Consider the following 23,160-nt stretch of genomic DNA (forward strand, 5'->3'; position numbering starts at 1 on the left):
GAGTCCGCCGCATGCCCACCCGACGTTCCGTGCTCGCCGCCGGCGGCGGCTTGGTCCTCACCGGCGCCCTGACCGGCGCGGCGCGCGACCCGCTGGACGACCTGCTGGCCGGGGCCGGCGATCCGGGTGCCGCCGTTCCGGGCCTGGCGGGCGCGGCGTTCAGGGACGCGTCCAGGCCCGGCGCGACGACCGTGGCGCGCGGCCTGGCCGACGTCGCGACCGGTCGCTCGATGACGGCGGACTCCCCGGCCCGCATCGCCTCGATCTCCAAGCTGGTCACGGCCCTGGGCTTCATGACCCTGGTCGAGGCCGGCAAGGTCGGGCTCGACGACGACGTCTCCGACATCCTGGGCTGGACCCTGCGCCATCCGCGCTTCCCCAAGGCGGCGATCACCCCGCGCCGGCTGATGTCGCACGCCAGCGGCCTGCGCAACGGCCCCAGCTATCCCGTCGCCTTCGGCCGCCCGCTGAGCGCGGCCCTGGCGCCCGGCGGCGCCCAGTGGGACGACGGGGCCTGGTTCGGACCGGCCGGCGAGGCCCCGGGCGACTGGTTCGCCTATGCCGACGTCAACTTCGCCGTGGTCGCCCAGCTGATCGAGCGGCTGTCGGGCCAGCGCTTCGACCGTTTCATGACCGCGCGGGTGCTGGACCCGCTGGGCGTCCAGGCCGGCTTCAACTGGAGCGGCGTCGCCCAGGCGGTCCGCGACCGGCGCGCGGTGCTCTACCGCAAGGCCCCGTCCGACGACGGTCCCTGGGACGCGGCCGGCCCCTGGGTCGCCCAGCTCGACCAGACCCTGCCGCCCGCCCCCGAGCTCGCCGTCCGTGTGGCGCCCGAGGCGGCCGGACGCGCGCTGGACAGCTACCAGCCCGGCGAGAACGGCTTCGTCTTCGGACCGCAGGGCGGCCTGCGGGCCTCGGTCGTCGACTTGGCGGCGATCGGACGGCTGCTGGCCCGGCGGGGCGCCCCGATCCTTAGGCCCGAGACCTTCGCCGCCATGACCACGCCGACCTGGCGCTTCGATCCGGCCCGCCCGAACGGCGAAGGCTATGGCGGCCTGATCCGCGCCTACGGCCTCGGCGTCCAGACCCTGACCGGGACGACGGGAAGCGACGATCCGTTCGACGGCTGCGAGGGCTGGATCGGCCACGCCGGCGACGCCTACGGCCTGACCTCGGGCCTGTGGGTCCATCCGACGAAGGGTCGGGGGATGGCCTATCTGCTGACCGGCCAGGCCGCGCCGCTGGCGCGCAACAAGGGCCGCTCGAAGCTGACCCGCCAGGAAGAGGCCCTGGCCGGCCGGCTGGCGCGGGCCTGACGACGCCGTCGGACGGGGCATGGCGCCGGGCGCGCGCCTGGGCCATGCTCACGGCCATGGCCGGCCCGCATCATCCCCCCTGTGACGAAGGCGTGATCCGCGCCGCCCGCCCCGAAGCCTCCGCGCCGCGCAAGCGCCTGGCCCTGGCGGCCACGGTGCTGGGCTCGAGCATGGCCTTCATCGACGGCTCGGTGGTCAATGTCGCCCTGCCGGCCATGCGCGCGGCGCTGAAGGCCGACCCCGCCCAGGTGCAGTGGATCGTCAACGCCTACCTCCTGCTGCTGGGCGCCCTGGTGCTGATCGGCGGCTCGGCCGGCGATCGCTACGGTCGGCGGCGGGTGTTCGTGATCGGGGTCGGCCTGTTCGCCGCCGCCTCGCTGGGCTGCGCCCTGGCCCCGGACGCCGGCTGGCTGATCGCCGCCCGCGCCGTCCAGGGGATCGCCGCGGCCCTGCTGGTCCCGGCCAGCCTGGCGATCCTGGGCTCCACCTTCGACGACCAGGAGCGCGGCGGGGCGATCGGGGCCTGGGCCGGATTCGGGGCGGTGACCACCGCGATCGGGCCGGTGCTGGGCGGCTGGCTGGTCGACCATGTCTCGTGGCGCGCCATCTTCCTGATCAACATCCCCCTGGCGGTCGCCACGGTCTGGCTGGCCCTGGCCGCGGTGCGCGAGAGTCGCGACCCCGAGGTCGAGCGCCTTGACTGGCGCGGCGCGGTCCTGGCCGCCGCCGGCCTGGGCGCGGTGACCTGGGGCCTGACCGCCGCCGGCGAGCGGGGCTGGACCAGCCCGGCGGTCTGGGGCGCCCTGGCGGTCGGCGCGGCCCTGCTGGCCGGCTTCGTCGTCAGCCAGGCCCGCGAGGCCCATCCGATGATGCCGCTGGCGCTCTACCGCTCGCGGACCTTCAGCGGCGCCAACCTGCTGACCCTGGCGCTCTATTTCGGCCTGACCGGGGCCCTGTTCTTCCTGCCCTACGAACTGATCGCCCGGCACGGCTACGCGGCCGCCGCCGCGGGGGCGACCCTGCTGCCGTTCTCGCTGGTCATGGGAACCCTGTCGGGGCTGGCGGGCCGACTGGCCGACCGGTTCGGGGCGCGGCCGATGCTGACGGTGGGTCCGATCCTGGCGGGGATCGGCTTCGCCCTGCTGGGCGGACCGTGGATCGGCGCGGGCTTCTGGACCGGCGTGCTGCCCGGCCTGCTGACCGTGGCCCTGGGCATGACCATCGCGGTCGCGCCCCTGACCAACACGGTGATGAGCGCCGTGGCCGCCAGCCATGCCGGCGTCGCCTCGGGGATCAACAACGCCGTGGCCCGGATCGCCGGCCTGCTGGCGGTGGCCATACTGGGCCTGATCTATTTCGCGCCGGGCCCGTCCGGCTATCCGTGGGTGATGGGGATCAGCGCGGCGACGGCGATCCTCGCGGGGATCGTCGGGGCGCTGACCATCGAGGGAAAGCCTAGCCGAAAGGCCTAGAACCGCTTGGCCACGCCCACCGCCAGCTCCAGATCCGGCGTGTCGTGGTTCAGCCCCACATAGGCCGAGGCGTCCAGCTGGACGTCCTTCAGCGCGGGCGGGGTCCACGCGGCCGTCAGGTCGAAGCTGGCCGAGGTGACGTGGCCGGACGGGTCCTCATCGCGATCGGCCCACAGCTCCACGCCCAGGGCCACCGGCCCGAACGACCGCCCGATCCCGACCGCCCCGCCGAAGCCGGCGTGACGGCCCGAGCCGTCGGCGTCGGCGCGGACGTCGACCTCGGGCGACAGGGCCAGCGACCAGTCGGCGTTCAGCGGCAGGGAGACGGGCAGGATCAGACCGCCCAGCCAGGTCCCGTCGCCGATCTGGTCCGATCCGACCGGCGCGGTGACGAAGGGCTGCAGGGCGACCGAGACGCCGTCGCCGCCCGGGTTCTTCAGCGACCAGCGCAAGGCCACCCCCAGGTCGCCGACGCCGTCGGCGGTGGCGCTGGCGCCGCTGGCGCGGTCCTTGTCGTGGATCCGCTCGTAGGCGTTCCAGCTGAGCTGACCCTCGACGCGGTCGGACAGGCCCAGCCGCAGCTCCAGCGTCCCGAAGGAGGTGTCGTCGCTCGACGTCCCGCCGCCTCGGGTCCAGGCGCGGTCGGCCAGGCCCAGCTCGGCCTGGAAGCGGCCGGCGTCCAGCACGCAGGGCGGCGAGCCCTTGCCCGGCCGGTCGGCGCAGAAGTCGCGTCCGGTGTCTTGAGCGTGGGCGGTCGAGGCCAGGAGCCAGACGAGACCGGCGACGCTGACGATTCCGGCCTTGGCCATGTCCGCCTCCCTAGAGCGCCGTGTACGCCGCCTGGATCAAACGCACGGCGCGCGGATCCCCGATCAGCTCCGTGCCCTGCTTGTTCATCACATAGGCCCCGGACACGCCGCGCGAGGGGTCGGCGAAGGCGCACGAGCCGCCCCAACCGCTGTGGCCGAACGCCTCGGCCGTCGGGCCGTAGAAGAAGTTGGGCGTGTTGCGCATGAAGCCCGCGCCCCAGCTGATCACATAGGGCAGGACCAGGTCCTGGCCGACGATCCGCTCGGCGCTGGCCAGGGCGATCACCGCCGGCGACAGCACCGGGACGCCGTCCAGCTCGCCGCCCGAGGCCAGGGCGCCCATCAGCCGGGCCAGGGCCGGGGCGGTGGCGTGGCCGTTGGCCGAGGGGATCTCGGCCCGGCGCCAGTCGGCGGTGCCTCGGCCGCCGGGGGCGGCCCACTTGGTCATGAAGGCGGCCTTCACCGCCTCGTTCATCGCCCCGAACTTGGGCAGGGCGGTGGGGCGCATCAGCTCGGCGCAGCGGGCGTGCTCGCTGTCGGGCAAGCCGATCCAGATATCGAGGTCCAGCGGCCGGGCAAGGTCCTCGCGCAGGGCCGTCCCCATGGTCCGGCCGTCGACGCGGCGGAAGATCTCGCCGGCCGTGAAGCCGAAGGTCACCGGGTGGTAGCCGCTGGCCGAACCGACCGGCCACAGCGGGGCCATGGCGGCCAGCTTGGCGGTCGTGGCCTGCCAGTCGAACCAGATGGCCGGGTCGGTCTCGTCGGGGAAGCCCGACAGGCCGTCCTGGTGCGACATCACCTGGCCGACCGTGACGTCCTGCTTGCCGGCTTGGGCGAACTCCGGCCAGACCGAGGCGACGGTCTGGTCGTAGGACAACCGGCCCTGGTCCACGAGGCGGGCGATCAGCAGGGCGGCGACGGCCTTGGTGGTCGAGAACAGCGGCGTCAGGGTGTCGGGCCCGAAGGCGACCTCGCCCTTGCGGTCGGCGAAGCCGCCCATCAGGTCGACGACGACCTCGCCGTGGATGGCCAGGCTGAAGCGCGCGCCCAGCTCGCCTCCATCCTCGAAGTTCGCCGCGAAGGCGTCGCGGACGGCGGAGAAGCGGTCGGGGCAGAAGCCGGTGATGTCGACGGTCATGGGTGTGCTCTACTCCACCGCCGTTCAGCTTGTCACCCGCCACCACAACACCGTCATCCCGGGCCTTGTGCCCGGGATCCCTGGTTCAGCCCGCACGTGAAGCGCTTTGGCGCGCTGGCGCGCCACACCTCCGCCCTTGCGGCGGACAGAGGGGTCCCGGGCACAAGGCCCGGGATGACGGGCTGAATTTGTGGTCGCTGCCGCTAGGCCAGCCGCTCGATCCGCACGGTGGGCGAGGTCTGCTTGATCCGCGCGGCCATGGCCACGATCGGCAGTTCGGGCGCGTTCCAGATATTGGCCGCCGTCACGGTCTCGGCCACGCCGCCCACGGCGCGGGCTAGGCCGTACGAGATGGTCTGGCCCTCCAGGATCGAGGCGGCGTAGAGGGCGGTCAGCAGGTCGCCGGTGCCGCTGGGCGAGCGCTCGGCCTTGGCGTGGGCGGCCAGCCAGGCCTCCTTGCGGTCGACATAGACCACGCCGATCTCGTTTCCTCTGTGCACGGACGACACCAGGGTCGGCTTGCCCAGCAGCCGGCCGGCGCGCACCGCCGCGTGGGGGTCGCGCGAGTCCGTGCCGGTCAGGCGCTGCAGCTCCCAGGCGTTGCAGGCCACGATGTCGGCGCGCGGGATCAGGTCGCTGGCGATGGCCTCGGCCACCTCGGCGGGGACATAGAGGCCCTTGCCTGCGTCGCCCATGGTGGGATCGACGATCACGGTCGGCTTGCGGGCCGTCGCGCCCTGCGGCGGGTTCTCGCGCGGCGTGGCGCGGACGGCGTCGATGGTCCGGGCGGCGGCGCGCACCTGGGCGGCGCTGGCGAAATAGCCGGTGATGACCATGTCGGTCAGGCCGAACAGGCCGTTGGCCTCGATGCCGTCCAGCATGCCCTCCATCACCTCGATGGGCGCGGGCGCGCCGCCGGGGATGCCCCAGCCGGGATGGCGGCCGAACAGCACGGTCGGCACGACCATCGAGTCGATGCGGAACTGCACGAGGGCGGCGGCCTGGGCCGACGCGCCGACCCGGCTGCCGGCGACATGGCTGGAGATGATCAGAGCGAGCGGCATGACTAGCGGCTTAGCCGAGCATTGGGGACTTGAATAGGGCAAGCTGGGCCATGATCGGCGACTGACCGCATAACATCGGTATGTCTTTGCCCGAGCATCCCAGACCTTGTTCAACCGCCCAACGAAGAGCCCGCCGCGAAGCGGCGCCCGGCGGGCGGCGGCGTTGACTCGCCAAGCCTGACCATGGACAGGCTAAGGCCATGCTTGGTTTCATTTCGGACGGCCCTCTCCGTGCGGGCGCGACGCGCCGCTGCCGCCAATGCGGTTTCCGATCCGCCGTCGCCTCGTCGTTCCGCGTCGAGCGCGGCGGCATGTTCGGCCGTCGGGGTCACGTCTGCTTCGGGTGCAAGCCCTATCAGGCCGGCCCCGATCGCGCCTACTGGCATAGCTGGTTCTTCCAGCTGTTCACCTCGGCCGCGATCGCCTGGTGGTGCAGCCTGGACGGCGGCTTCGCTTTCGGCGTCCTGCTCTGGCTGACCCTGGTCCTCGCCCGCCCGCTGGCCATCCTGGTCCACGAATCCGGACACGTCCTGGCCGCCAAGGCGGTCGGCTTCGACGTGGTCGACGCGCAGGTTGGCCGCGGCCCTGTGGCCTTGGCGCGCCGCGCCTGGGGCGTCCGGTGGTCGATCCATCGCTACGCGGCGCTGGGCGGGATGACCCTGTTCATCCCGCCCGAGGGGGCCAGCCGTTGGCGCAGCGGCGTGAGCTACGTCGGCGGCGCCCTGGCCAACCTGGCGGCGGCGGTCGTGGCGGCGGCGCTCTTTCCGTTCGCGGACGGCGCCGCGGGGGGCCTGGCGGGGGCGGTCGTCGTCGGCTGGCTGTTCCTGAATCTGCTGATGGCGCTCAACGCGCTGTGGCCGAGCAAGGGCGTCGACCACCCCTCGGACGGCGCCCTGATCCTGGCGCTGCTGCGCAAGCCCGCGCCCGACGCCAACGAGCGGTTCCCCCTGCTCCGCCAGACCCAGCGCCTGACCTTGGCCGGCCGCTTTTCAGAGGCCGCCGACGCCTTCGAGGCCCAGCTGAAGGTCTGGCCGAACGATCCGTACGCCCTGGGCATGGTCGTCCACTGCATCTCCCTGGCGAAGGACGATCGCGCGGCGCTCGCCCGCTATCGCGCCCTGGCCGCCGAAGCGCCGGCCGGACCGCCCAGGCCGTTCGACTGGCATGCGTACATGGCCGGCTGGATGGCCGGCAATATCGCCTGGGCGGCGATCAACGCCGGACCCGACGCCGATCTCGACCTCGCCGAACGGCAGCTCCAGGTCGCCCTGTCGCTGCTGCCCGACGTCCCGGCCATCAAGGGGACCCATGGTGCTTGGCTGGCCGCCCGGGGGCAGGCCGACATCGGCGAGGGCCTGCTGGCTCAGGCGCTTCCCGAGCTGGAGACGCCCAGCGACAAGGCCGCCTTCGCCCGGCGGCTGGCCGAGGCCCGGCGGGCGCGCGCGGACGCCGCCGGCGCGGCCGAGGCCGAGCGGCTGGGCGATCACATCCTGAGCCGTGCGCTGGAGCGCCCGGCCGTCTAGCAAAAAAGGCCCGCCGCGTTTCCGCGGCGGGCCCTTCCGGCTTGGCGGTGAGGCCAGGCTTAGTAGCGGTAGTGACCCGGCTTGAACGGACCCTTCACTGGCACGTCGATGTAGTCGGCCTGTTCCTTGCTCAGCACCGACAGCTTGGCGCCCAGCTTCTCCAGGTGGAGGAAGGCGACCTTTTCGTCGAGGTGCTTGGGCAGGGTGTAGACGTCGTTCTTGTAGGCCGACTTGTTGGTCCACAGTTCGATCTGGGCCAGGGTCTGGTTGGTGAACGAGGCCGACATCACGAACGAGGGGTGGCCCGTGGCGTTGCCCAGGTTCACCAGGCGGCCTTCCGACAGCAGGATGATCTTCTTGCCGTCCGGGAATTCCACGTGGTGGACCTGCGGCTTGATCTCGTCCCACTTGAAGTTCTTCAGGCCGGCGACCTGAATTTCCGAGTCGAAGTGGCCGATGTTGCAGACGATGGCGTTGTTCTTCATCCGGCGCATGTGGTCGACGGTGATGACGTCCTTGTTGCCGGTCGCCGTCACGTAGATGTCGGCCTTGTCGGCGACGTCGTCCAGGGTCTGGACCTCGTAGCCTTCCATCGCCGCCTGCAGGGCGCAGATCGGGTCGATTTCGGTGACGATCACGCGGGCGCCGCCCTGGCGCAGCGAAGCGGCCGAGCCCTTGCCCACGTCGCCGTAGCCGCAGACCACCGCGACCTTGCCCGACAGCATGACGTCGGTGCCGCGACGGATGGCGTCGACCAGCGATTCACGGCAGCCGTACAGGTTGTCGAACTTCGACTTGGTGACGCTGTCGTTGACGTTGATGGCCGGGAACGGCAGCTCGCCCTTAGCGGCCATCTGGTACAGGCGGTGCACACCCGTGGTGGTTTCTTCCGACACGCCGCCGATGGCATCGCGGATCGCCGAGTAGAAGCCCGGCTTTTCGGCCAGGTAGCGCTTCATCACGGTGTAGAGCGCTTCTTCTTCCTCGTTCTGCGGGTTGTTCAGGATCGAGGGATCCTTCTCGGCCTTCGGGCCCAGGACGCACAGCAGGGTGGCGTCGCCGCCGTCGTCGAGGATCAGGTTCGGATAGCCGCCGTCATGCCATTCGAAGATCTTGTGGGCGTATTCCCAGTACTCGACCAGGTTCTCGCCCTTGAAGGCGAAGACCGGGACGCCGGCGGCGGCGATGGCGGCCGCGGCGTGGTCCTGGGTCGAGAAGATGTTGCACGAGGCCCAGCGGACCTCGGCGCCCAGCGCCGTCAGGGTCTCGATCAGCACGCCGGTCTGGATGGTCATGTGCAGGCTGCCGGCGATGCGGGCGCCCTTCAGGACCTGGGCCGGGCCGTATTCGGCGCGGGTGGCCATCAGGCCGGGCATTTCGGTCTCGGCGATGGCGAGTTCCTTGCGGCCGAAATCGGCGAGCGAGATGTCCTTGACGATGTAGTCGGCCACGGTCGGCTCCTGCGGTCGGGGGATGGTCTTGGGCGGTCTATACCGCGCCCGGGCCCTTCTCGCAATTAAGGCATAAGGATTTCTTTATATGCCGGGCCGACAGACCGTCCGCCGCTAGCGCACCTCGGCGTGGAACGCGGTCGGCCAGTCGTAGCCGTAGCCCCGGCAGACCGGCATGACCGTCGCCTCGGACAAGGCGAAGACCTCGCCGCTCCAGACCCAGGCGGTGGAGTTGCCGCAGTCGCCGACCCCGCGCCCCTTGCTGTAGGACGACAGGACGCGGGTCTTGGGATCGTAGTCGGCGTTGGTGGCCAGCCCGTCGTCGACGCCCTCCAGCGGCGCCAGGACCGCCTTCCCCGCCTTGTCGACCACCACGAACAACGAGTCGAAATTGTAGGCCCCGCCGCTGCACGGGACCTGCCACAGCACCTGGTCGGCCGACAGGCGATAGGCCTGGGGCTTCTGGCTTTCCCAGTCGGGCCCGACGTCGCATTCGGCCTTGCGCAGCAGGGCCTGGACCGGCGCGGGCGGCTTGGACGGCAAGCCGGTCTGGGCGGCGGCCGGGGCGGCGCGCAGCACCGGAACGGGCGGCGGGGCGGGGACGCCGGAAGCCGGGGTCGCGCCCTTGGCGACTATGGCCGTCACCGTGCCGACCCGCTTCTGCTGGTCGTCGGCGTAGCGTAGGGCCGCGACCATGCCGGCCAGCGACACCTGGCCCACCGTCTTGTCGCCGGCCCGGATCGTCAGCACCGCGCCGTTGCGCGCCGCGCCCAGCAGCGGTCCCACCTGGGCGTCGTCGAGCACGACGGTGAAGCCGCCGGCCTCGCTCAGGGGCTTGGACCGCGCGGTCAGCACCACCTTGCCGTCGACCGCCAGGACGGGCGGCTTGCCGCCGAGGCCGGCCTCGCTGTCGGCCTGATCGATCTCGACCTTGGCCGGAGCGCCGGCGGCGGCGGCGCGGGTCAGGCGCAGGACGGCCGGCAGCTCGCCCTCCTCGGACCCGAAGCCGACGACCGTGCAGGCCCGCAGGTTGTCGCAGACCACCGTCCAGTCCTTGAAGCTCTCGACGCCGTCGGCGCGGGCCGCGACGGGGGCCGCGACGGGAACCAGGGCCAGGGCGGCCAAGGCCAGGGCCGGGATTTCGATCTTCATGCGACGCCTCCGATAAAGAGGAACGATCACCAGAACCGTTTGGCCTCGACGAAGCTGACATAGGCGCCCTGGGCGTCGGCCAGCAGCTCGGCTTCGTGCTCGGCGCCGCCCGCCGTCAGCCGCCCGGCGGCGAAGGCGGCCTCGGGATCGTCGCACGACAGGGCCACCTCGCGGGCCAGGGCCTCGCGCCCGGCCAGGTCGTTCAGCAGGCCCAGGGCGTCCTGCAGATCCTTGGTCGCCTCGACGAAGCCGGCCAGGCGCTTGGGATGGTCGGGGAACAGCCCGCCCAGGTCCTCGACGGCGTAGCGCAGCTTCTTGCCTCGGATGCGCAGGTGGTGGCGGTCCTCGGGGCTGAGGGAGATCAGGTCGCGGCCGTCCTTGCGGATGCGGCGGCGGCGCTTGTCCAGCGCCTTGGCGGCGAAGGCGGCGGCGGGCTTCTCGCGACGCTTCTTCAGCCGGGCGTCGGTGGTCCAGGCGCCGGCCTCCAGCCAGGCGGCGGCGTCGATGGCCAGGGCGCGGAAGCGGGCGCTGTCCACGGCCGAGTCGGCCTTGGCGTAGGCCTCCGTCTGGGCGGCCAGCAGCGCCTTGCCGAACGCCGCCAGGGCCCGGGCCTCGTCCTGGACGGCCTCGCCCGGGTCCTCGCTCGGCTCCTGGGCCGTCTGGCGCTCGACGGCGGGGCGCCAGACGTCGGCGATGAACACGTCCAGGCCGCGCGCCGCGCCCAGGGCGTCGGCCAGCCATTTCAGCTCGGCCTTGACGTGGAGGGCGGCCGGATCGCCGGCCAGGGCCTTGAAGGTGGACAGCAGGGCGCGGAACCGCCGGGCCGCCACGCGCAGCCGATGCACGCGCTCGGGACCGGGACGGGCGCGCAGGGCCTCGGCGGCGGCGCACAGCCGGTCCAGGGCCGCGCGGCCCAGGGCCTGCAGCGCCTCGCCCGTGGTCGCGTCGGGCTTCAGGGACGCCTCGGCGCGCGGGCCTTCCGGCTCGCCCAGGGCGAGGGCGTAGCCGCGCTCGGCCTTGCTGACCAGGGACAGGCGCAGCGGCGCGTGGGCGGCCAGGTCGCGGGCCAGGTCGAACAGCACGCGCGGCGCGCCGGCCTTCAGCTCCAGCTCCAGCTCGCTGACCGCCGCGCGGCGGTCGTCGGCCAGCAGCTCGCCCTGGTCCAGGGCCGCCTCGATGGTCGCCCCGTCGCGCTCGACCAGCCGGGTCACGCGCCGGACGTTGGTGGCGAACACCGGGGCCAGGGCGTCGCCGTTGATGACCTGGGCGGCCGGGGTCTTGGCCAGCAGCTCGCGGTCGGGCTCGGGCCCGGCCACCGCGTTCTCCCACTCGCCCCGGGCGAACACCCCGCCGGACGAGGCCGATTTCAGGGTCTGCTTGCGGCCGTTCTCGCCGTCGCGGATGCGCAGGCCGAAGCCCGCCTTGCGCAGGGCGTGGTCGACGGTGTCGAAATAGGTGGCGTCGAGCTGTCGAACCGCCTCCCGCCCCTCAAGCCGGGCCAGGATCGCGTTCGAAGACTCCGGGGCGATCAGGAACTTCAGCTCGATTTCGTGATCCATGCGACAATTATAACTTGGCCGACGGCGTTTGGCTGCATCGGGCCGTGACGGGGTGCGCACGTTGGACGTGCTTGCCATTCCCTTTGACCGAGTCCAAACCTGCGCGCCATGAGCCAGATCAACGCCGCCCAGCCCCGTTACGATTGGACCCTCGACCAGGTCGAGGCCCTGTTCGACCTGCCGTTCATGGAGCTGGTGTTCCAGGCCGCGACCGTGCACCGGGCCTGGTTCGACCCGTCGGAAGTGCAGCTGTCGCAGCTGCTGTCGGTCAAGACCGGCGGCTGCGCCGAGAACTGCGGCTATTGCAGCCAGTCGGCCCACTTCAAGACCGGCCTGAAGGCCGAGAAGCTGATGGACGCCGACGTCGTGATCGCCAAGGCCCGCGAGGCCCGCGAGGGCGGGGCCCAGCGCTTCTGCATGGGCGCGGCCTGGCGCGAGCTGAAGGACCGCGACCTGCCCAAGCTGGCGGCCATGATCCGCGGGGTGAAGGCCCTGGGCCTGGAGACCTGCGCGACCCTGGGCATGCTGACGCCGGAACAGGCGAAACAGCTGAAGGACGCCGGCCTCGACTACTACAACCACAACCTCGACACCGGCCCGGAATATTACGGCGACGTGGTGTCGACCCGCACCTACCAGGAACGCCTGGACACCCTGGCCTATGTCCGCGACGCGGGCATGAGCACCTGCTGCGGCGGCATCGTCGGCATGGGCGAGACGCGCCGCGACCGGGCCAGCCTGCTGCACCAGCTGGCCACCCTGCCCAGCCATCCCGACAGCCTGCCGATCAACGGCCTGGTGCCGGTCAGCGGCACGCCGCTGGGCGACGCCATCCTGAAGGACGGCGCCAAGGCCATCGATTCGATCGAGTTCGTGCGGACCATCGCCGTGGCCCGGATCGTCTGCCCGAAATCGATGGTCCGCCTGTCGGCCGGCCGCGACGACATGGGCCGCGAGCTGCAGGCCCTCTGCTTCCTGGCCGGCGCCAACTCGATCTTCGTCGGCGGCAAGCTGCTGACCACCCCGCTGCCGAACATGGACGACGACAGCAAGCTGTTCCACGACCTGGACCTGCGCCCGATGGGCGCGAAGGCCCCGGAAGCGGTGGCGGCGGAGTAGATTCAGATTTCCCTCCCCCTTGTGGGGAGGGTGGCCCCGAAGGGGTCGGGTGGGGTCTGATGACTCAGGGGTGGCGGCGAAGCCCCACCCACCAGCTTCGCTGGTCCCCCCTCCCCACGAGGGGGAGGGAAAAGCGACTTCTATCTTTCCTCGTCGAACCGGTTCGAGACCAGTTCCGTCAGCGCGTCGAGCGCCGCTTCGGCCTCGGGGCCCTCGGCGGCGATGTCGATGGTGGAGCCGATGCCGGCGGCCAGCATCATGAGGCCCATGATCGAGCGGGCGTCGACGCTGGTGCCGTCGCGGGCGACCGTCACCTCGGCGTCGAAGCCGGAGGCCAGCTTGACGAACTTGGCCGAAGCGCGGGCGTGGAGCCCCCGCTCGTTGACGATCTCGACCGTGCGCGCCGCCATGCGACTCATTTTTCTCCCGCCAGCACGTAGGAGGCCACGGAGATATATTTCCGTCCAGCCTCCTGGGCGTGGGCGACGCAGGCCTGCAGGTTCTCGCGCTGGCGCACGCTGGCCAGCTTGATCAGCATCGGCAGGTTCAGACCGGCGATGACCTCGGCCTTGGTCTGCTCCATCACCGAGATAGCCAGGTTCGAGGGCGTGCCGCCGAACATGTCGGTGAGCAGAATCACGCCGTCTCCGTCCTGATCGACGGCGGCGCACGCCTTCAGAATGTCCGACCGGCGACGCTCCATGTCGTCTTCCGGGCCGATGCAGATGGCCTTCACCGCGCTCTGCGGTCCGACCACATGCTCCATGGCGGAGACGAACTCCTCCGCCAGCCGCCCGTGCGTGACTATCACGAGCCCGATCATGCCTGATCTCTCAAACGGGATCCCCATAACCCGTGGCGGCAGGGAGGCGCCGCGCGGGCCGTCTTGATACGCTTGTTAGTCGGCGACTCCAAGATGCTCGAACATCCGTCTGATTTTCCCGGGGGCGCCGGGTTCCAGAGGCCACAGGTCCAGAACGCGCGTGGAGACGCCTTCGATGACTTCGAACATGGGGGCCGGCAGCCGTTCTACCGCCTGCGGCCGATCCACGCACCGCACCAGGAGGTCGATTCGGCAGAAGGGCCGGCTGGCCTGGGGCAGCACGCCCAGGCCCCGCGCCTCGATCAGGCCGACCAGCGCCTCCGGCGCGCGGCCGTAGAGCCCGCCGCCCGAAACGAACACCTGGGTGCGGTCATCGGCGACCAGCACGAAGCCCTGATCCAGGGCCCGCAGCGCCAGATCGCTCTTGCCGACGCCCGACGGACCTTCGATCAGCGCGCCGCGCCAGGTTCCCGCCATCCGGCGGGCGATCAGGCCGGCATGGCGGATCATTCGCGCGGGCCGCCGTGATGGTGGGGGCCGTGGGCGCCGGCCTCGGGCAGGTCGACCCGGAACCGGGCCCCGATCACCTTGCCCTCGGCGTCCTTGCGGTTCTCGGCCCGCATGGTCCCGCCGTGCGCCTCGACGATCTGGCGGGCGATCGACAGGCCCAGGCCCGAATTGCCGCCGAACGCCTTGCCCTTCGGCCGCGAGGTGTAGAAGCGCTCGAAGATGGTCTCCAGATTGTCGGGCGGAATCCCCGGGCCGTCGTCGTCGACCGTGACGATCAGCCGGTTGTGCTGGTCGCGCAGGCCGGGATCGCGGCTGAGCGTGACCCGCACCTCGCCGTCGGCGGCGCTGAACGAGCGGGCGTTGTCGATCAGGTTGCGGAACACCTGGCCCATCGGGGTCTCGCGCGCCACGATCCGGGCGTGCTGCGGCGCGCGCTTGGCGTCGAAGGTCACCCGCACGCTGCCCGGCGCCTCGCCCGGACGCAGCTGGGCCTCGTAGAGATGGATCACCTCGGCCAGCAGCAGGTTCAGCTCAAAGGCCCGCGGCGCCTCGCGCGACAGTTCCGCGTCCAGCCGGGAGGCGTTGGAGATGTCGGTGACCAGGCGGTCCAGGCGGGTGACGTCCTGCTGCAGGATGGCCAGCAGCCGGGCCCGGGCGGCCGGGTCGGTCACCAGGTCCAGGGTCTCGATCGCCGAGCGGATCGAGGTCAGCGGATTCTTGATCTCGTGGGCGACGTCGGCGGCGAAGCGCTCGATGGCGTCCATCCGCTCCGACATCGAATCGGTCATCTCCTCCAGGGCCCGCGACAGGTCGCCCAGCTCGTCCTTGCGGTCGGAGATGTCGGGCAGGGAGATGGCCCGGGCCCCGTCCAGCCGCACGCGGTCGGCGGCGCTGGCCATGCGCAGCACCGGCTGGGCGATCAGGCGGTTGAGCAGGAACGACGAGATCAGGGTGGTGGCGATGGCGATCAGGGCGAAGGGCAGCAGGGCCTTGCGCTCGGCGGCGATGATCTGGTCGATGTCGCCGGCTTCCAGGGTCAGCACGCCCAGCACCGCGCGCACGTGCTGGATGGGGATCGAGACCGACACCACCCGCTCGCCCATCTCGTCGATGCGGGTGCCGGCCACGGGCTCGCCCAGCTTGGCCTGGGCGATCTCGGCGGCCAAGGCCTCGCGGGCGGCCTTGGCGACCTCGGGCTTGGTGTCGGTATCCCGGGTCGGCAGGCCGAAGGCCGGCTGGCCGGGCTTGCGGGCCGGCGGCAGGACCTTGGACTCCACCCGGTCGGCGACGACGTAGCTGTCGGCCAGCTGGTTGCCCTGGGCGTCGAACAGCCGCGCCCGCTGCGAGCGGGGGATGAACAGGCTCTGCAGGATGTCGCTGGCCTGGTCGGGGGCCAGGCGCGGCTCGGGGTCTCCGACCGTGGCGGCCAGGTCGATGACGTTGGCGATCAGCTCGCCCTGGGTGGTCAGGCTGTCGATGCGCGTGTTGATCAGGCCGCTGCGCAGCTCGTTGAGCACCAGCGCCCCGCCCAGCAGCACCGCCAGGGCCAGCAGGTTCAGGCCGATGATCAGCCGGCCCAGGCGCGACCCCCTGGGCCAGGCGAATTTCGGCCACGTCACGCGCCGTTTCGGCTTGCCCTCAGGCCCGCTGTCCGAGGCCATCTTGCGATCAGGATTCGCGATATCGGTAGCCGACGCCATACAGGGTTTCGATGGAATCGAACTCCGGATCGACCTGGCGGAACTTCTTGCGCATGCGCTTGATGTGGCTGTCGATGGTGCGGTCGTCGACATAGACCTGATCGTCGTAGGCGGCGTCCATCAGGTTGTCGCGGCTCTTCACGAAGCCCGGGCGCTGGGCCAGCGACTGCAGCAGCAGGAACTCGGTGACCGTCAGGCGCACCGGCTTGCCGTCCCACAGGCTGTCGTGGCGCGCGGAATCGAGCGTCAGCTTGCCGCGCTTCATGATCTTGGAATTGGCCGCGCCCGGGGCGGCGCCGGCGGCGTCCTCCTCGTCCGGACGGGCCCGGCGCAGCACGGCCTTGACCCGCTCCAGCAGCAGGCGCTGGCTGAACGGCTTGTGGATGTAGTCGTCGGCCCCGAGGTTGAAGCCGAGGATCTCGTCGATCTCGTCGTCCTTGGAGGTCAGCATGATCACCGGGATCTCGGTGGTCTGGCGCAGGCGCCGCAGCACTTCCATGCCGTCCATGCGCGGCATCTTGACGTCCAGGATCACCAGGTCGGGGGCCTGGCTCTCGACCGCGTCGAGACCGGACGCGCCGTCGTAGTAGGCCTTCACGACATGGCCATGGCTTTCCAGCGCCAGCGAAACCGAGGCGACGATGTTCTCGTCGTCGTCGATGAGAGTAATATCGGCCATCGAGCCCTATGGGTCCTTTCGCGGATTTCCTGTCGATACTATCGACCGGCGTCGCCCGCTACAACGCGCGGGGCGGCTAAGCTTTCCCGTTCTTTTGCGGCTCCAGCGTGGCGCGAATGCGGCGCGCCCCGACAACCCGCGCGGCGGCAACCTCACCTTAAGGTCTTGTATCCCATAACGGAGTCTCGGGGAGCCCTTTGCCTATGAGCGACCAAGTCCATTACGAGCTGTTCGTGCGCCGCAAGCCCGGCGCGCAATGGACGCTCGACATGGCGACCGAGATCCGGACCCACGCCCTTCAGACCGCCGAGGAGGCTCTGGAGCAGGGCCGTGCGGTGGCCGTGCGCGTCAGCAAGGAAACCCTCGACCCCGAGACGCGCGAATACAAGTCGATCGCCATCTTCACCAAGGGCCAGGTCGACGGCGGCAAGCCCAAGAAGCAGCAGGAGGACCTGGATCCCCTCTGCGTCCAGCCGTCCGACCTCTACACCGCCCACGCCCGCGACCGCATCGGCCGGCTGCTGGAAGGCTGGCTGGACCGCCACAACGCCACGCCGTTCGAGCTGCTGCACCGTCCCGACCTGGTCGAGAAGCTGGAAGCCTCCGGCACCGACCTGCAGCACGCCCTGCAGAAGATCGCCATCCCCGAGGCCGAAGCCCGGGGCATGTCGGTCCACGAACTGATCCGCACCTTCCAGGGCCTGGTCGAGCGCACCGTCGCCAACCTGATGAAGGCGTTCAAGAAGGGCGACCTGCCGGACCTGGACAAGGAAGGCTTCGCCCGCGCCGCCGAGCGCCTGGCCATCGATCCCGACCGCGCCTTCCTGCTGGGCGCCGGCGTCGCCGCCTCGATCGCGCCCGGCAAGAACTGGTCCGAGAAGATCGCCCGCCTGCTGGACCTGGCCGACGCCGCGCCCAGCGAGCCCAAGGCCCGCGCCGGCGCCCTGGCCGCCATCGAGACGCCCCTGGCCGAGATCATCGGCTCCAAGGCCGGCATGGCCGACCTCCTGGGTGGCCAGAAGGAGGGCGGCGAGGCCGACCTCGGGACCACACTGGCCGCCATGACCCGCCTGGCGGGCGGGGCGCAGGTCGAGGCCCTGATCCGCGTCGAGACCGGCGTGCGCAACTGCATGCCCGAGCTGTCGGGCACGGCCCGGCGCCTGTGCGAATGGCTGAGCGGCGAGGAATTCCCCGCCGTGCGCATGTCGATCGCCCAGCGGGTGCTCAAGGAACTGAACGGCGTGCGCCGCCTGAAGCCGGCCGACGCCGAGCAGGAGATCGAATATCTCCGCGCCCTGGCCATGAGCCTGACGGCCGCCGCCGGCCGCATCCTGCCGCCGGAAGACATCACCAGCGCCTTCACCACCCGGTCCAAGACCCTGCTGAACGGCGAGTTCATCGAATCCCTGCTCGGCCGCGACCGCTCGTCGCGCGAGGAGGTGCAGATGCTGATCCGCCTGGCCGAGAACGTCATGGGCGCGGTCAACAAGCGCACGGCGGCCCGCTGGCTGTCGGCCAACGTCCTGGCCCTGCGCTTCGAGCGCGAGCTGCGCCAGGGTCCGGACTCGGCGGCCGCCAAGCTGGCCGCCCTGGCCGCCCTGCAGAAGGCCCTGGTCCGCTCGGGCCTGGTGGTCGAGGACTACGAGCCCCTGTGCGCCCGCCTGGGCGAGGTGGGCGGCATGATCGAGGCCGACGCGCGCCTGGTCGCCATGCTGGTCCGCGCCCCGGCCCCGCTGCCCCAGAAGATGTCGGTGCTGATCAAGCTGGCCATGGGCGAGGCCGGCCCCACGGGTCCCGTCGCCGACCGGGCCAAGACCGAAGTGATGAAGCTCGCCCGGGCCCCGGAAGCCCGTGAGGAGCTGGCCAATTCGCCGGAGACGATGGACCTGCTCAAGGGCATGGTTCAGCAGAAGGCGGCGGCTTAGCAATCTCGCCCTCTCTCTTTGAGAGAGGGAGGGGCCCATGGCGAAGCCATGGGAGGGTGAGAGGTTACACCCTTTCAGAATCAGGTTCCGACGAAGACAGACTAGGGCAGCGGAGGCCTGATCTCCGTACGAACGCGCTCAACGGCCCTGGATTTGCCGGCCGGCGGTGAAACCTCTCACCCTCCCACCGCCTGCGGCGGCGGGCCCCTCCCTCTCTCATAGAGAGAGGGATTTGGCTAAGGCCTCGACCACCCGATCCACGTCCCCGTCCGCCATCGTCGGATAGAGCGGCAGGGTCAGGCAGCGCGCGTACCAGGCGTCGGCGCCGGGCAGGTCCAGGGCGCCGTAGCGGCTCTGGTAGTAGGGCTGGCGGTGCACCGGGATGTAGTGGACCTGGCTGCCGACGCCGCGCGCCTTCAGGGCCTCGACCACCGCCAGCCGGGTCGTGCCCAGGGCTTCGAAATCGATCAGCACGGTCAGCAGGTGCAGGGCCGGGTCGGACCACGCTGGGCTCTCCGCCAGGCGCACGGTCGGAGCCAGGGCGGCCAGCTTGTCGGCGTAGAGCGCGGTCAGGGTCCGACGCCGGGCGACGAAGCGGTCGAGCTTGGCCAGCTGCGAGATCCCCAGGGCGCACAGCACGTCGGGAATGCGGTAGTTGAAGCCCAGCTCGGGCATCTCGTACCACCAGGGCTCGGCGCCGGCCGGCCGTTGCATGCCGTGGCCGCGCAGGCTGCGGGCCCGGGCCGCCAGGGCCGCGTCGTTGGTGGTCAGCATGCCGCCCTCGCCCGTGGCCAGGGTCTTGACCGGATGGAACGAGAAGCTGGCGAAGCTGGAATAGGCGCCGTCGCCGACCGGATGGGCCGCGCCGTCGAAGGTCCCGACCGAGCCCAGGGCGTGGGGCGCGTCCTCGACCAGGGTCGCGCCAGCCGAGGCGGCCAGGTCGCGCAGGGCCGGCAGGTCGCAGACGTCGCCGCGCAGGTGCACCGGAAGCACGGCGCGGACCCGGCGACCTTCGGCGCGCTTCAGGGCCTCGGCCAGGGTGTCGGGCGTCATCAGGCCGCTGTCGGGATCGACGTCGGCGAACACCACCTCGGCCCCCACGTAGCGGGCGCAGTTGGCGGTGGCCAGGAAGGTGACCGACGGCGCGATGCAGACGTCGCCCCCCTTTCCTTCATTGGCGCCGACCCCCAGGGCCATCATCGCCAGGTGCAGGGTCGCTGTGCCGTTCGCGACGGCGATGGCGTGCTCGGCCCCGACCTTGGCCTTGAAGGCCGTCTCGAAGGCCTCGACGGTCGGGCCGGTGGTCAGGAAGTCGGCGCGCAGGGCCGCCGCGACCGCCGCCACGTCATCGTCCTCGATGGTCTGACGGCCGTACGGCAGGAACGGCGGGCTGCTCATCAGGCCTTCTCGGCCAGCATGGCGTTCAGGCCGTCCTCGCTGAGCCAGTCGTCGTTGCTGTCGCTGCTGTAGCTGAAGCCCTCGGCGACGTCCTTGGCCCCCGCCTCGCCCCGGAAGGCCTTGCGCGGATATTCCACGAAGGTCGGCTCGATCACGTAGCGGTCGGCCAGCTCGACGGTGGCGCGGGCGTCGTCGGCGCTGATCATCATCTCGTGCAGCTTCTCGCCGGGGCGGATGCCGATGATCTTCACGCCGGCGGCCGGCGACATGGCCTTGACCAGGTCGGGCATGGTCATGGACGGGATCTTGGGCACGAAGATCTCGCCGCCGCGCATGATCTCCAGCGACGACAGCACGAACTCCACGCCCTCGTTCAGGGTGATCCAGAAGCGGGTCATGCGCGCGTCGGTGACTGGCAGCTCGGTCGCGCCCTGGCTCAGCAGGCGCTTGTAGAGCGGCACCACGCTGCCGCGCGAGCCGACGACGTTGCCGTAGCGGACCACCGCGAAGCGGGTGCCGATATCGCCCGACAGGTTGTTGGCCGCCACGAAGGTCTTGTCCGAGGCCAGCTTGGTCGCGCCGTACAGGTTGATCGGGTTGCAGGCCTTGTCGGTCGACAGGGCGACCACCTGCTTGACGCCGTTGTTGAGGCTGGCCCAGACCACGTTCTCGGCGCCCAGCACGTTGGTGTGGATGCATTCCGAGGGGTTGTATTCGGCGGCCGGCACCTGCTTGAGGGCCGCGGCGTGGATGACGATGTCGACGCCGCGCAGGGCCAGGGTCAGGCGCTCACGGTCGCGCACGTCGCCCAGGAAGAAGCGCATCTTGCCGTAGGTCGCCTCGTCGAACTGCTCGCGCAGCTCCAGCTGCATGTCGCTCTGCTTCAATTCGTCGCGGGAATAGACGATCACCTTCCGCGGGTTCGCCCGCTTGAGCACGGTTTCGATGAAGCGGCGGCCGAACGACCCGGTGCCGCCGGTCACCAGGATGACCTTGCCGTCCAGATCGAGCTTTTTCGGTGAAAAGCGCCCCAATTTCAGTCTCCTACGCCCCCGCCGCGAGCTATACGCGATGACCGCGCTCGGGACGATTCATGGTTAACGACCCTTTGTGCCCCGCCAGACGTAAAGAGGACGTCAACCACGTCGTGTCACAAGGGGCCATGCGCCGCGCCCTCCTCATTCCCGTCCTGTCGCTGCTGGCGACCGCCAGCCTGGCCGCCCCGCCCGCCTTCGCCGGTCACGGCAAGGAGGAGAAGAAGGCGCCGCCGACCTATTTCGCCCTCCAGCCGCTGACGGCCACGACCATCCGCCGCGACGGCCGCCGGGGCGTCATGACCCTTGAGGCCGGGATCGAGGCCAAGGACGCGACCCTGATGGAGCGCGCCCAGCAGTCCGAGCCCCGCCTGCGCGCCGCCTTCGCCCAGGTGCTGATGACCTATACCGCCGGCATGCCGCGCGGCGCGGCGCCGGACCTGAACTATCTGGGCGACAAGATGCAGGACGCCGCCGACAAGGTGCTGGGCCGCAAGGGCAGCAAGGTGCTGCTCGGTTCGGCGATGGTGAACTAGGGCGCCGACTTCTTTCGCCGCGCCTTGAAGAACCCCCGCAGCAGGTCCGCGCTCTCCTGGGCCATCACCCCGCCGGTCACGTCCGGCCGCCAGTGGCAGGTGGGCTGGGCGAAGAATTTCGGGCCGTGGACCACCGCCCCGCCCTTGGGGTCCTCGGCCCCGAACACCACCCGGCCGATGCGGGCGTGGCTGATCGCCCCGGCGCACATGGCGCAAGGCTCCAGCGTCACCACCAGGGTCAGGTCGGTCAGGCGGTAGTTGCCCAGCTTGGCCGCCGCGATCCGCATCGCCGCGATCTCGGCGTGGGCCGTGGGGTCATGGGCGCCGATCGGACCGTTGCCGGCCCGGGCGATCACCTCGCCGGTCGTCGGATCGAGGATCACCGCCCCCACCGGCGTCTCGCCCGCGGCGGCGGCGGCGCGGGCCTCCTGGAGCGCGAGAGCCATGGCCCCCAAATCCCCGGCGTCTTGATCCTGGGGGGGATCGGTGCGCATTAGAAAACCGCCCATCGTGAGATGCGCCCTGCCCTTGAAGGACGACGCCATGACCGAGAAATACCAGCCCCACCTGCATGACAACGCCCTTCTGGGTCAAGACGACCACGAGTTCGGTCTCGACGGCGAAGGCGGCGAGGGCGAGCGCGTCGCCAAGATGCTGGCCCGCTCGGGCGTGGCCTCGCGGCGCGAGGTGGAGCGGCTGATCGAGGCCGGCAAGGTGGCCCTGAACGGGACCGTGCTGAACACCCCCGCCGTCAAGGTCCGCCCCGGCGACATCCTGACCGTCAACGGCAAGATGATCGACGAGCCCGAGCCGACGCGCATCTTCCGCTATCACAAGCCCACCGGCCTGCTGACCTCGCACAACGATCCCAAGAACCGGCCGACGGTGTTCCAGGCCCTGCCGCGCGACCTGCCGCGCGTCATCTCGGTGGGGCGCCTGGACCTCAATTCCGAAGGCCTGCTGCTGCTGACCAACGACGGCGAGCTGTCGCGCGCCCTGGAGATGCCGCAGAACGCCTGGCAGCGCCGCTACCGGGTGCGCGCGTTCGGCGTGACCACCCAGGAGAAGCTGGACCGGCTGAAGGACGGCATCACCATCGAAGGCGTGCGCTACGGCGCCATCGAGGCGCGGCTGGACAAGGCCCAGGACAAGGCCGGCGGCCGGAACCTCTGGATCACCGTCTCGCTCAGCGAAGGCAAGAACCGCGAGGTCCGCAAGGTGCTCGAGGCCATCGGCCTGAAGGTCAACCGCCTGATCCGCCTGTCCTACGGCCCGTTCGCCCTGGGCACGCTGCTGCCGGGCCAGGTCGAGGAGGTCGGCCCCCGGGTGATCCGCGAGCTGCTGGAAGGCATCATCCCGCCCGAGAACATGCCGCAGGGCGACAAGCCCCGGTTCGTCGGCGTGGCCGACCCGCTGAAGGCCCCGGGCCAGGCGGGCGGCGGCGACGTCCAGCGGCGCGGCGTGCCCCGGGTGGGCAAGATGACCCAGGTCTCCATCCTGCAGCCCGAGGAGAAGGCCGAGAACGAGAAGTTCGTCCGCAAGCCGGGCTGGGCCAAGCCGAAGAAGAAGCCCGTGATCGCCCACAAGGCCGGCGCGGCCAAGCCGGGCGCCGGGAAGACGGCTGCGGGAAAGACGGCTCCGGGGAAGCCGGGCGCGCGTCCGGGCAAGAAGTCGATCGAGACCAAGATCGTCGGCCCCCGCGCCCTGTCGCCGCGCGAGGCCGCCGACAAGCGCATCCGCGAGAAGGCCCTGGCCGAAAAGGCCGCCGACAAGCGCGGCGCGGCGCAGGGCAAGGACGCCCGTCCCGCCTCGGCCAAGCCCAAGCCCGGCGCGCTTCGGGCCGAGGGCTACAAACCGCAGGGCGCGGGTCGCGGCGGAAAGCCGGGTGGGGCGCGTCCGGCCGGCAAGCCCGGCGCGCCGCGCGGCAAGCGCTGATCGGTCAGATCGCCGCC

At 71.1% G+C, this 23,160-nt stretch carries 21 protein-coding genes; 7 read left to right on the plus strand and 14 right to left on the minus strand.

Annotation, left to right across the window (positions count from 1 at the left end):
* Window positions 1–11 precede the first annotated feature (11 nt).
* Both WAE60_RS05295 and WAE60_RS05300 read left to right on the plus strand, forming a co-directional pair.
* Window positions 12–1,316 (plus strand): serine hydrolase domain-containing protein, encoded by a 1,305-nt coding sequence (locus tag WAE60_RS05295; protein ID WP_337685312.1) that lies wholly within the window; start codon window positions 12–14, stop codon window positions 1,314–1,316.
* A 92-nt stretch (window positions 1,317–1,408) separates the two neighbouring features.
* Window positions 1,409–2,788 (plus strand): MFS transporter, encoded by a 1,380-nt coding sequence (locus WAE60_RS05300; RefSeq protein WP_337685313.1) that lies wholly within the window; start codon window positions 1,409–1,411, stop codon window positions 2,786–2,788.
* On the opposite strand, the gene WAE60_RS05305 is transcribed toward WAE60_RS05300, so the two are convergent.
* The 3 genes from WAE60_RS05305 to WAE60_RS05315 form a co-directional block, all read right to left on the minus strand.
* Window positions 2,785–3,597, minus strand: a complete 813-nt coding sequence (locus tag WAE60_RS05305; protein WP_337685314.1) for a transporter — start codon at window positions 3,595–3,597, stop codon at window positions 2,785–2,787. The genes WAE60_RS05300 and WAE60_RS05305 overlap by 4 nt on opposite strands.
* Before the next feature lie 10 nt (window positions 3,598–3,607).
* Window positions 3,608–4,735: a serine hydrolase domain-containing protein gene (locus WAE60_RS05310; RefSeq protein ID WP_337685315.1), complete on the minus strand. Its 1,128-nt coding sequence runs from the start codon at window positions 4,733–4,735 to the stop codon at window positions 3,608–3,610.
* 203 nt (window positions 4,736–4,938) lie between these two features.
* Complete coding sequence (locus WAE60_RS05315) at window positions 4,939–5,799, minus strand: bifunctional hydroxymethylpyrimidine kinase/phosphomethylpyrimidine kinase (RefSeq protein ID WP_029909314.1); 861 nt, start codon at window positions 5,797–5,799, stop codon at window positions 4,939–4,941.
* 200 nt (window positions 5,800–5,999) lie between these two features.
* Between WAE60_RS05315 and WAE60_RS05320 the strand changes: the two genes are divergently transcribed.
* Window positions 6,000–7,322 carry a site-2 protease family protein gene (locus WAE60_RS05320; RefSeq protein ID WP_337685316.1) on the plus strand — a complete coding sequence of 441 codons (1,323 nt, stop codon included), beginning with the start codon at window positions 6,000–6,002 and terminating at the stop codon, window positions 7,320–7,322.
* A 59-nt stretch (window positions 7,323–7,381) separates the two neighbouring features.
* Here the strand turns inward: WAE60_RS05320 and ahcY are convergent, their stop codons facing one another.
* The 3 genes from ahcY to WAE60_RS05335 form a co-directional block, all read right to left on the minus strand.
* A complete protein-coding gene (ahcY, locus tag WAE60_RS05325; protein ID WP_029909318.1) occupies window positions 7,382–8,773 on the minus strand; it encodes an adenosylhomocysteinase in 1,392 nt (463 codons plus the stop codon).
* Window positions 8,774–8,887: 114 nt separating this feature from the next.
* Window positions 8,888–9,925 carry a DUF1176 domain-containing protein gene (locus WAE60_RS05330; RefSeq protein WP_337685317.1) on the minus strand — a complete coding sequence of 346 codons (1,038 nt, stop codon included), beginning with the start codon at window positions 9,923–9,925 and terminating at the stop codon, window positions 8,888–8,890.
* Between the two features lie 26 nt (window positions 9,926–9,951).
* On the minus strand, window positions 9,952–11,484 hold the full coding sequence (locus tag WAE60_RS05335) for a CHAD domain-containing protein (protein ID WP_337685318.1): 1,533 nt from the start codon (window positions 11,482–11,484) through the stop codon (window positions 9,952–9,954).
* Between the two features lie 108 nt (window positions 11,485–11,592).
* Here WAE60_RS05335 and bioB point away from each other — a divergent pair, with 108 nt between their 5' ends.
* Window positions 11,593–12,603 carry a biotin synthase BioB gene (bioB, locus tag WAE60_RS05340; protein WP_337685319.1) on the plus strand — a complete coding sequence of 337 codons (1,011 nt, stop codon included), beginning with the start codon at window positions 11,593–11,595 and terminating at the stop codon, window positions 12,601–12,603.
* A 140-nt stretch (window positions 12,604–12,743) separates the two neighbouring features.
* Here the strand turns inward: bioB and WAE60_RS05345 are convergent, their stop codons facing one another.
* From WAE60_RS05345 to WAE60_RS05365, 5 genes are all read right to left on the minus strand, one after another.
* On the minus strand, window positions 12,744–13,022 hold the full coding sequence (locus WAE60_RS05345; RefSeq protein ID WP_029909325.1) for an HPr family phosphocarrier protein: 279 nt from the start codon (window positions 13,020–13,022) through the stop codon (window positions 12,744–12,746).
* Complete coding sequence (locus WAE60_RS05350) at window positions 13,019–13,426, minus strand: PTS sugar transporter subunit IIA (RefSeq protein WP_029909326.1); 408 nt, start codon at window positions 13,424–13,426, stop codon at window positions 13,019–13,021. The genes WAE60_RS05345 and WAE60_RS05350 overlap by 4 nt, the downstream gene beginning before the upstream one ends.
* 75 nt (window positions 13,427–13,501) lie before the next feature.
* Window positions 13,502–13,936, minus strand: a complete 435-nt coding sequence (locus WAE60_RS05355; protein WP_029909329.1) for a serine kinase — start codon at window positions 13,934–13,936, stop codon at window positions 13,502–13,504.
* Window positions 13,933–15,597: an ATP-binding protein gene (locus WAE60_RS05360; RefSeq protein WP_337685320.1), complete on the minus strand. Its 1,665-nt coding sequence runs from the start codon at window positions 15,595–15,597 to the stop codon at window positions 13,933–13,935. Before WAE60_RS05360 ends, WAE60_RS05355 begins: the two co-directional genes overlap by 4 nt.
* Before the next feature lie 7 nt (window positions 15,598–15,604).
* On the minus strand, window positions 15,605–16,315 hold the full coding sequence (locus WAE60_RS05365) for a response regulator transcription factor (protein ID WP_029909332.1): 711 nt from the start codon (window positions 16,313–16,315) through the stop codon (window positions 15,605–15,607).
* A gap of 203 nt (window positions 16,316–16,518) precedes the next feature.
* On the opposite strand from WAE60_RS05365, the gene WAE60_RS05370 reads away from it, so the two are divergent.
* Complete coding sequence (locus WAE60_RS05370) at window positions 16,519–18,240, plus strand: hypothetical protein (protein WP_337685321.1); 1,722 nt, start codon at window positions 16,519–16,521, stop codon at window positions 18,238–18,240.
* Between the two features lie 216 nt (window positions 18,241–18,456).
* Here the strand turns inward: WAE60_RS05370 and pseC are convergent, their stop codons facing one another.
* Together pseC and pseB are read right to left on the minus strand one after the other, a co-directional pair.
* A complete protein-coding gene (pseC, locus tag WAE60_RS05375) occupies window positions 18,457–19,638 on the minus strand; it encodes a UDP-4-amino-4,6-dideoxy-N-acetyl-beta-L-altrosamine transaminase (protein ID WP_337685322.1) in 1,182 nt (393 codons plus the stop codon).
* Window positions 19,638–20,672 carry a UDP-N-acetylglucosamine 4,6-dehydratase (inverting) gene (gene pseB / locus WAE60_RS05380; RefSeq protein WP_337685323.1) on the minus strand — a complete coding sequence of 345 codons (1,035 nt, stop codon included), beginning with the start codon at window positions 20,670–20,672 and terminating at the stop codon, window positions 19,638–19,640. The genes pseC and pseB overlap by 1 nt, the downstream gene beginning before the upstream one ends.
* A gap of 128 nt (window positions 20,673–20,800) precedes the next feature.
* Here pseB and WAE60_RS05385 point away from each other — a divergent pair, with 128 nt between their 5' ends.
* Window positions 20,801–21,208 (plus strand): hypothetical protein, encoded by a 408-nt coding sequence (locus WAE60_RS05385; protein WP_029909341.1) that lies wholly within the window; start codon window positions 20,801–20,803, stop codon window positions 21,206–21,208.
* Here the strand turns inward: WAE60_RS05385 and WAE60_RS05390 are convergent.
* Complete coding sequence (locus WAE60_RS05390) at window positions 21,205–21,702, minus strand: nucleoside deaminase (protein WP_337685324.1); 498 nt, start codon at window positions 21,700–21,702, stop codon at window positions 21,205–21,207. The two genes, WAE60_RS05385 and WAE60_RS05390, sit on opposite strands and share 4 nt — an antisense overlap.
* A gap of 49 nt (window positions 21,703–21,751) precedes the next feature.
* On the opposite strand from WAE60_RS05390, the gene WAE60_RS05395 reads away from it, so the two are divergent.
* A complete protein-coding gene (locus WAE60_RS05395; protein WP_337685325.1) occupies window positions 21,752–23,143 on the plus strand; it encodes a pseudouridine synthase in 1,392 nt (463 codons plus the stop codon).
* The last annotated feature ends 17 nt before the right edge of the window (window positions 23,144–23,160 follow it).

This window comes from Caulobacter sp. CCG-8 (genome assembly GCF_037402475.1).
In the GTDB taxonomy this organism is placed as follows: domain Bacteria; phylum Pseudomonadota; class Alphaproteobacteria; order Caulobacterales; family Caulobacteraceae; genus Caulobacter.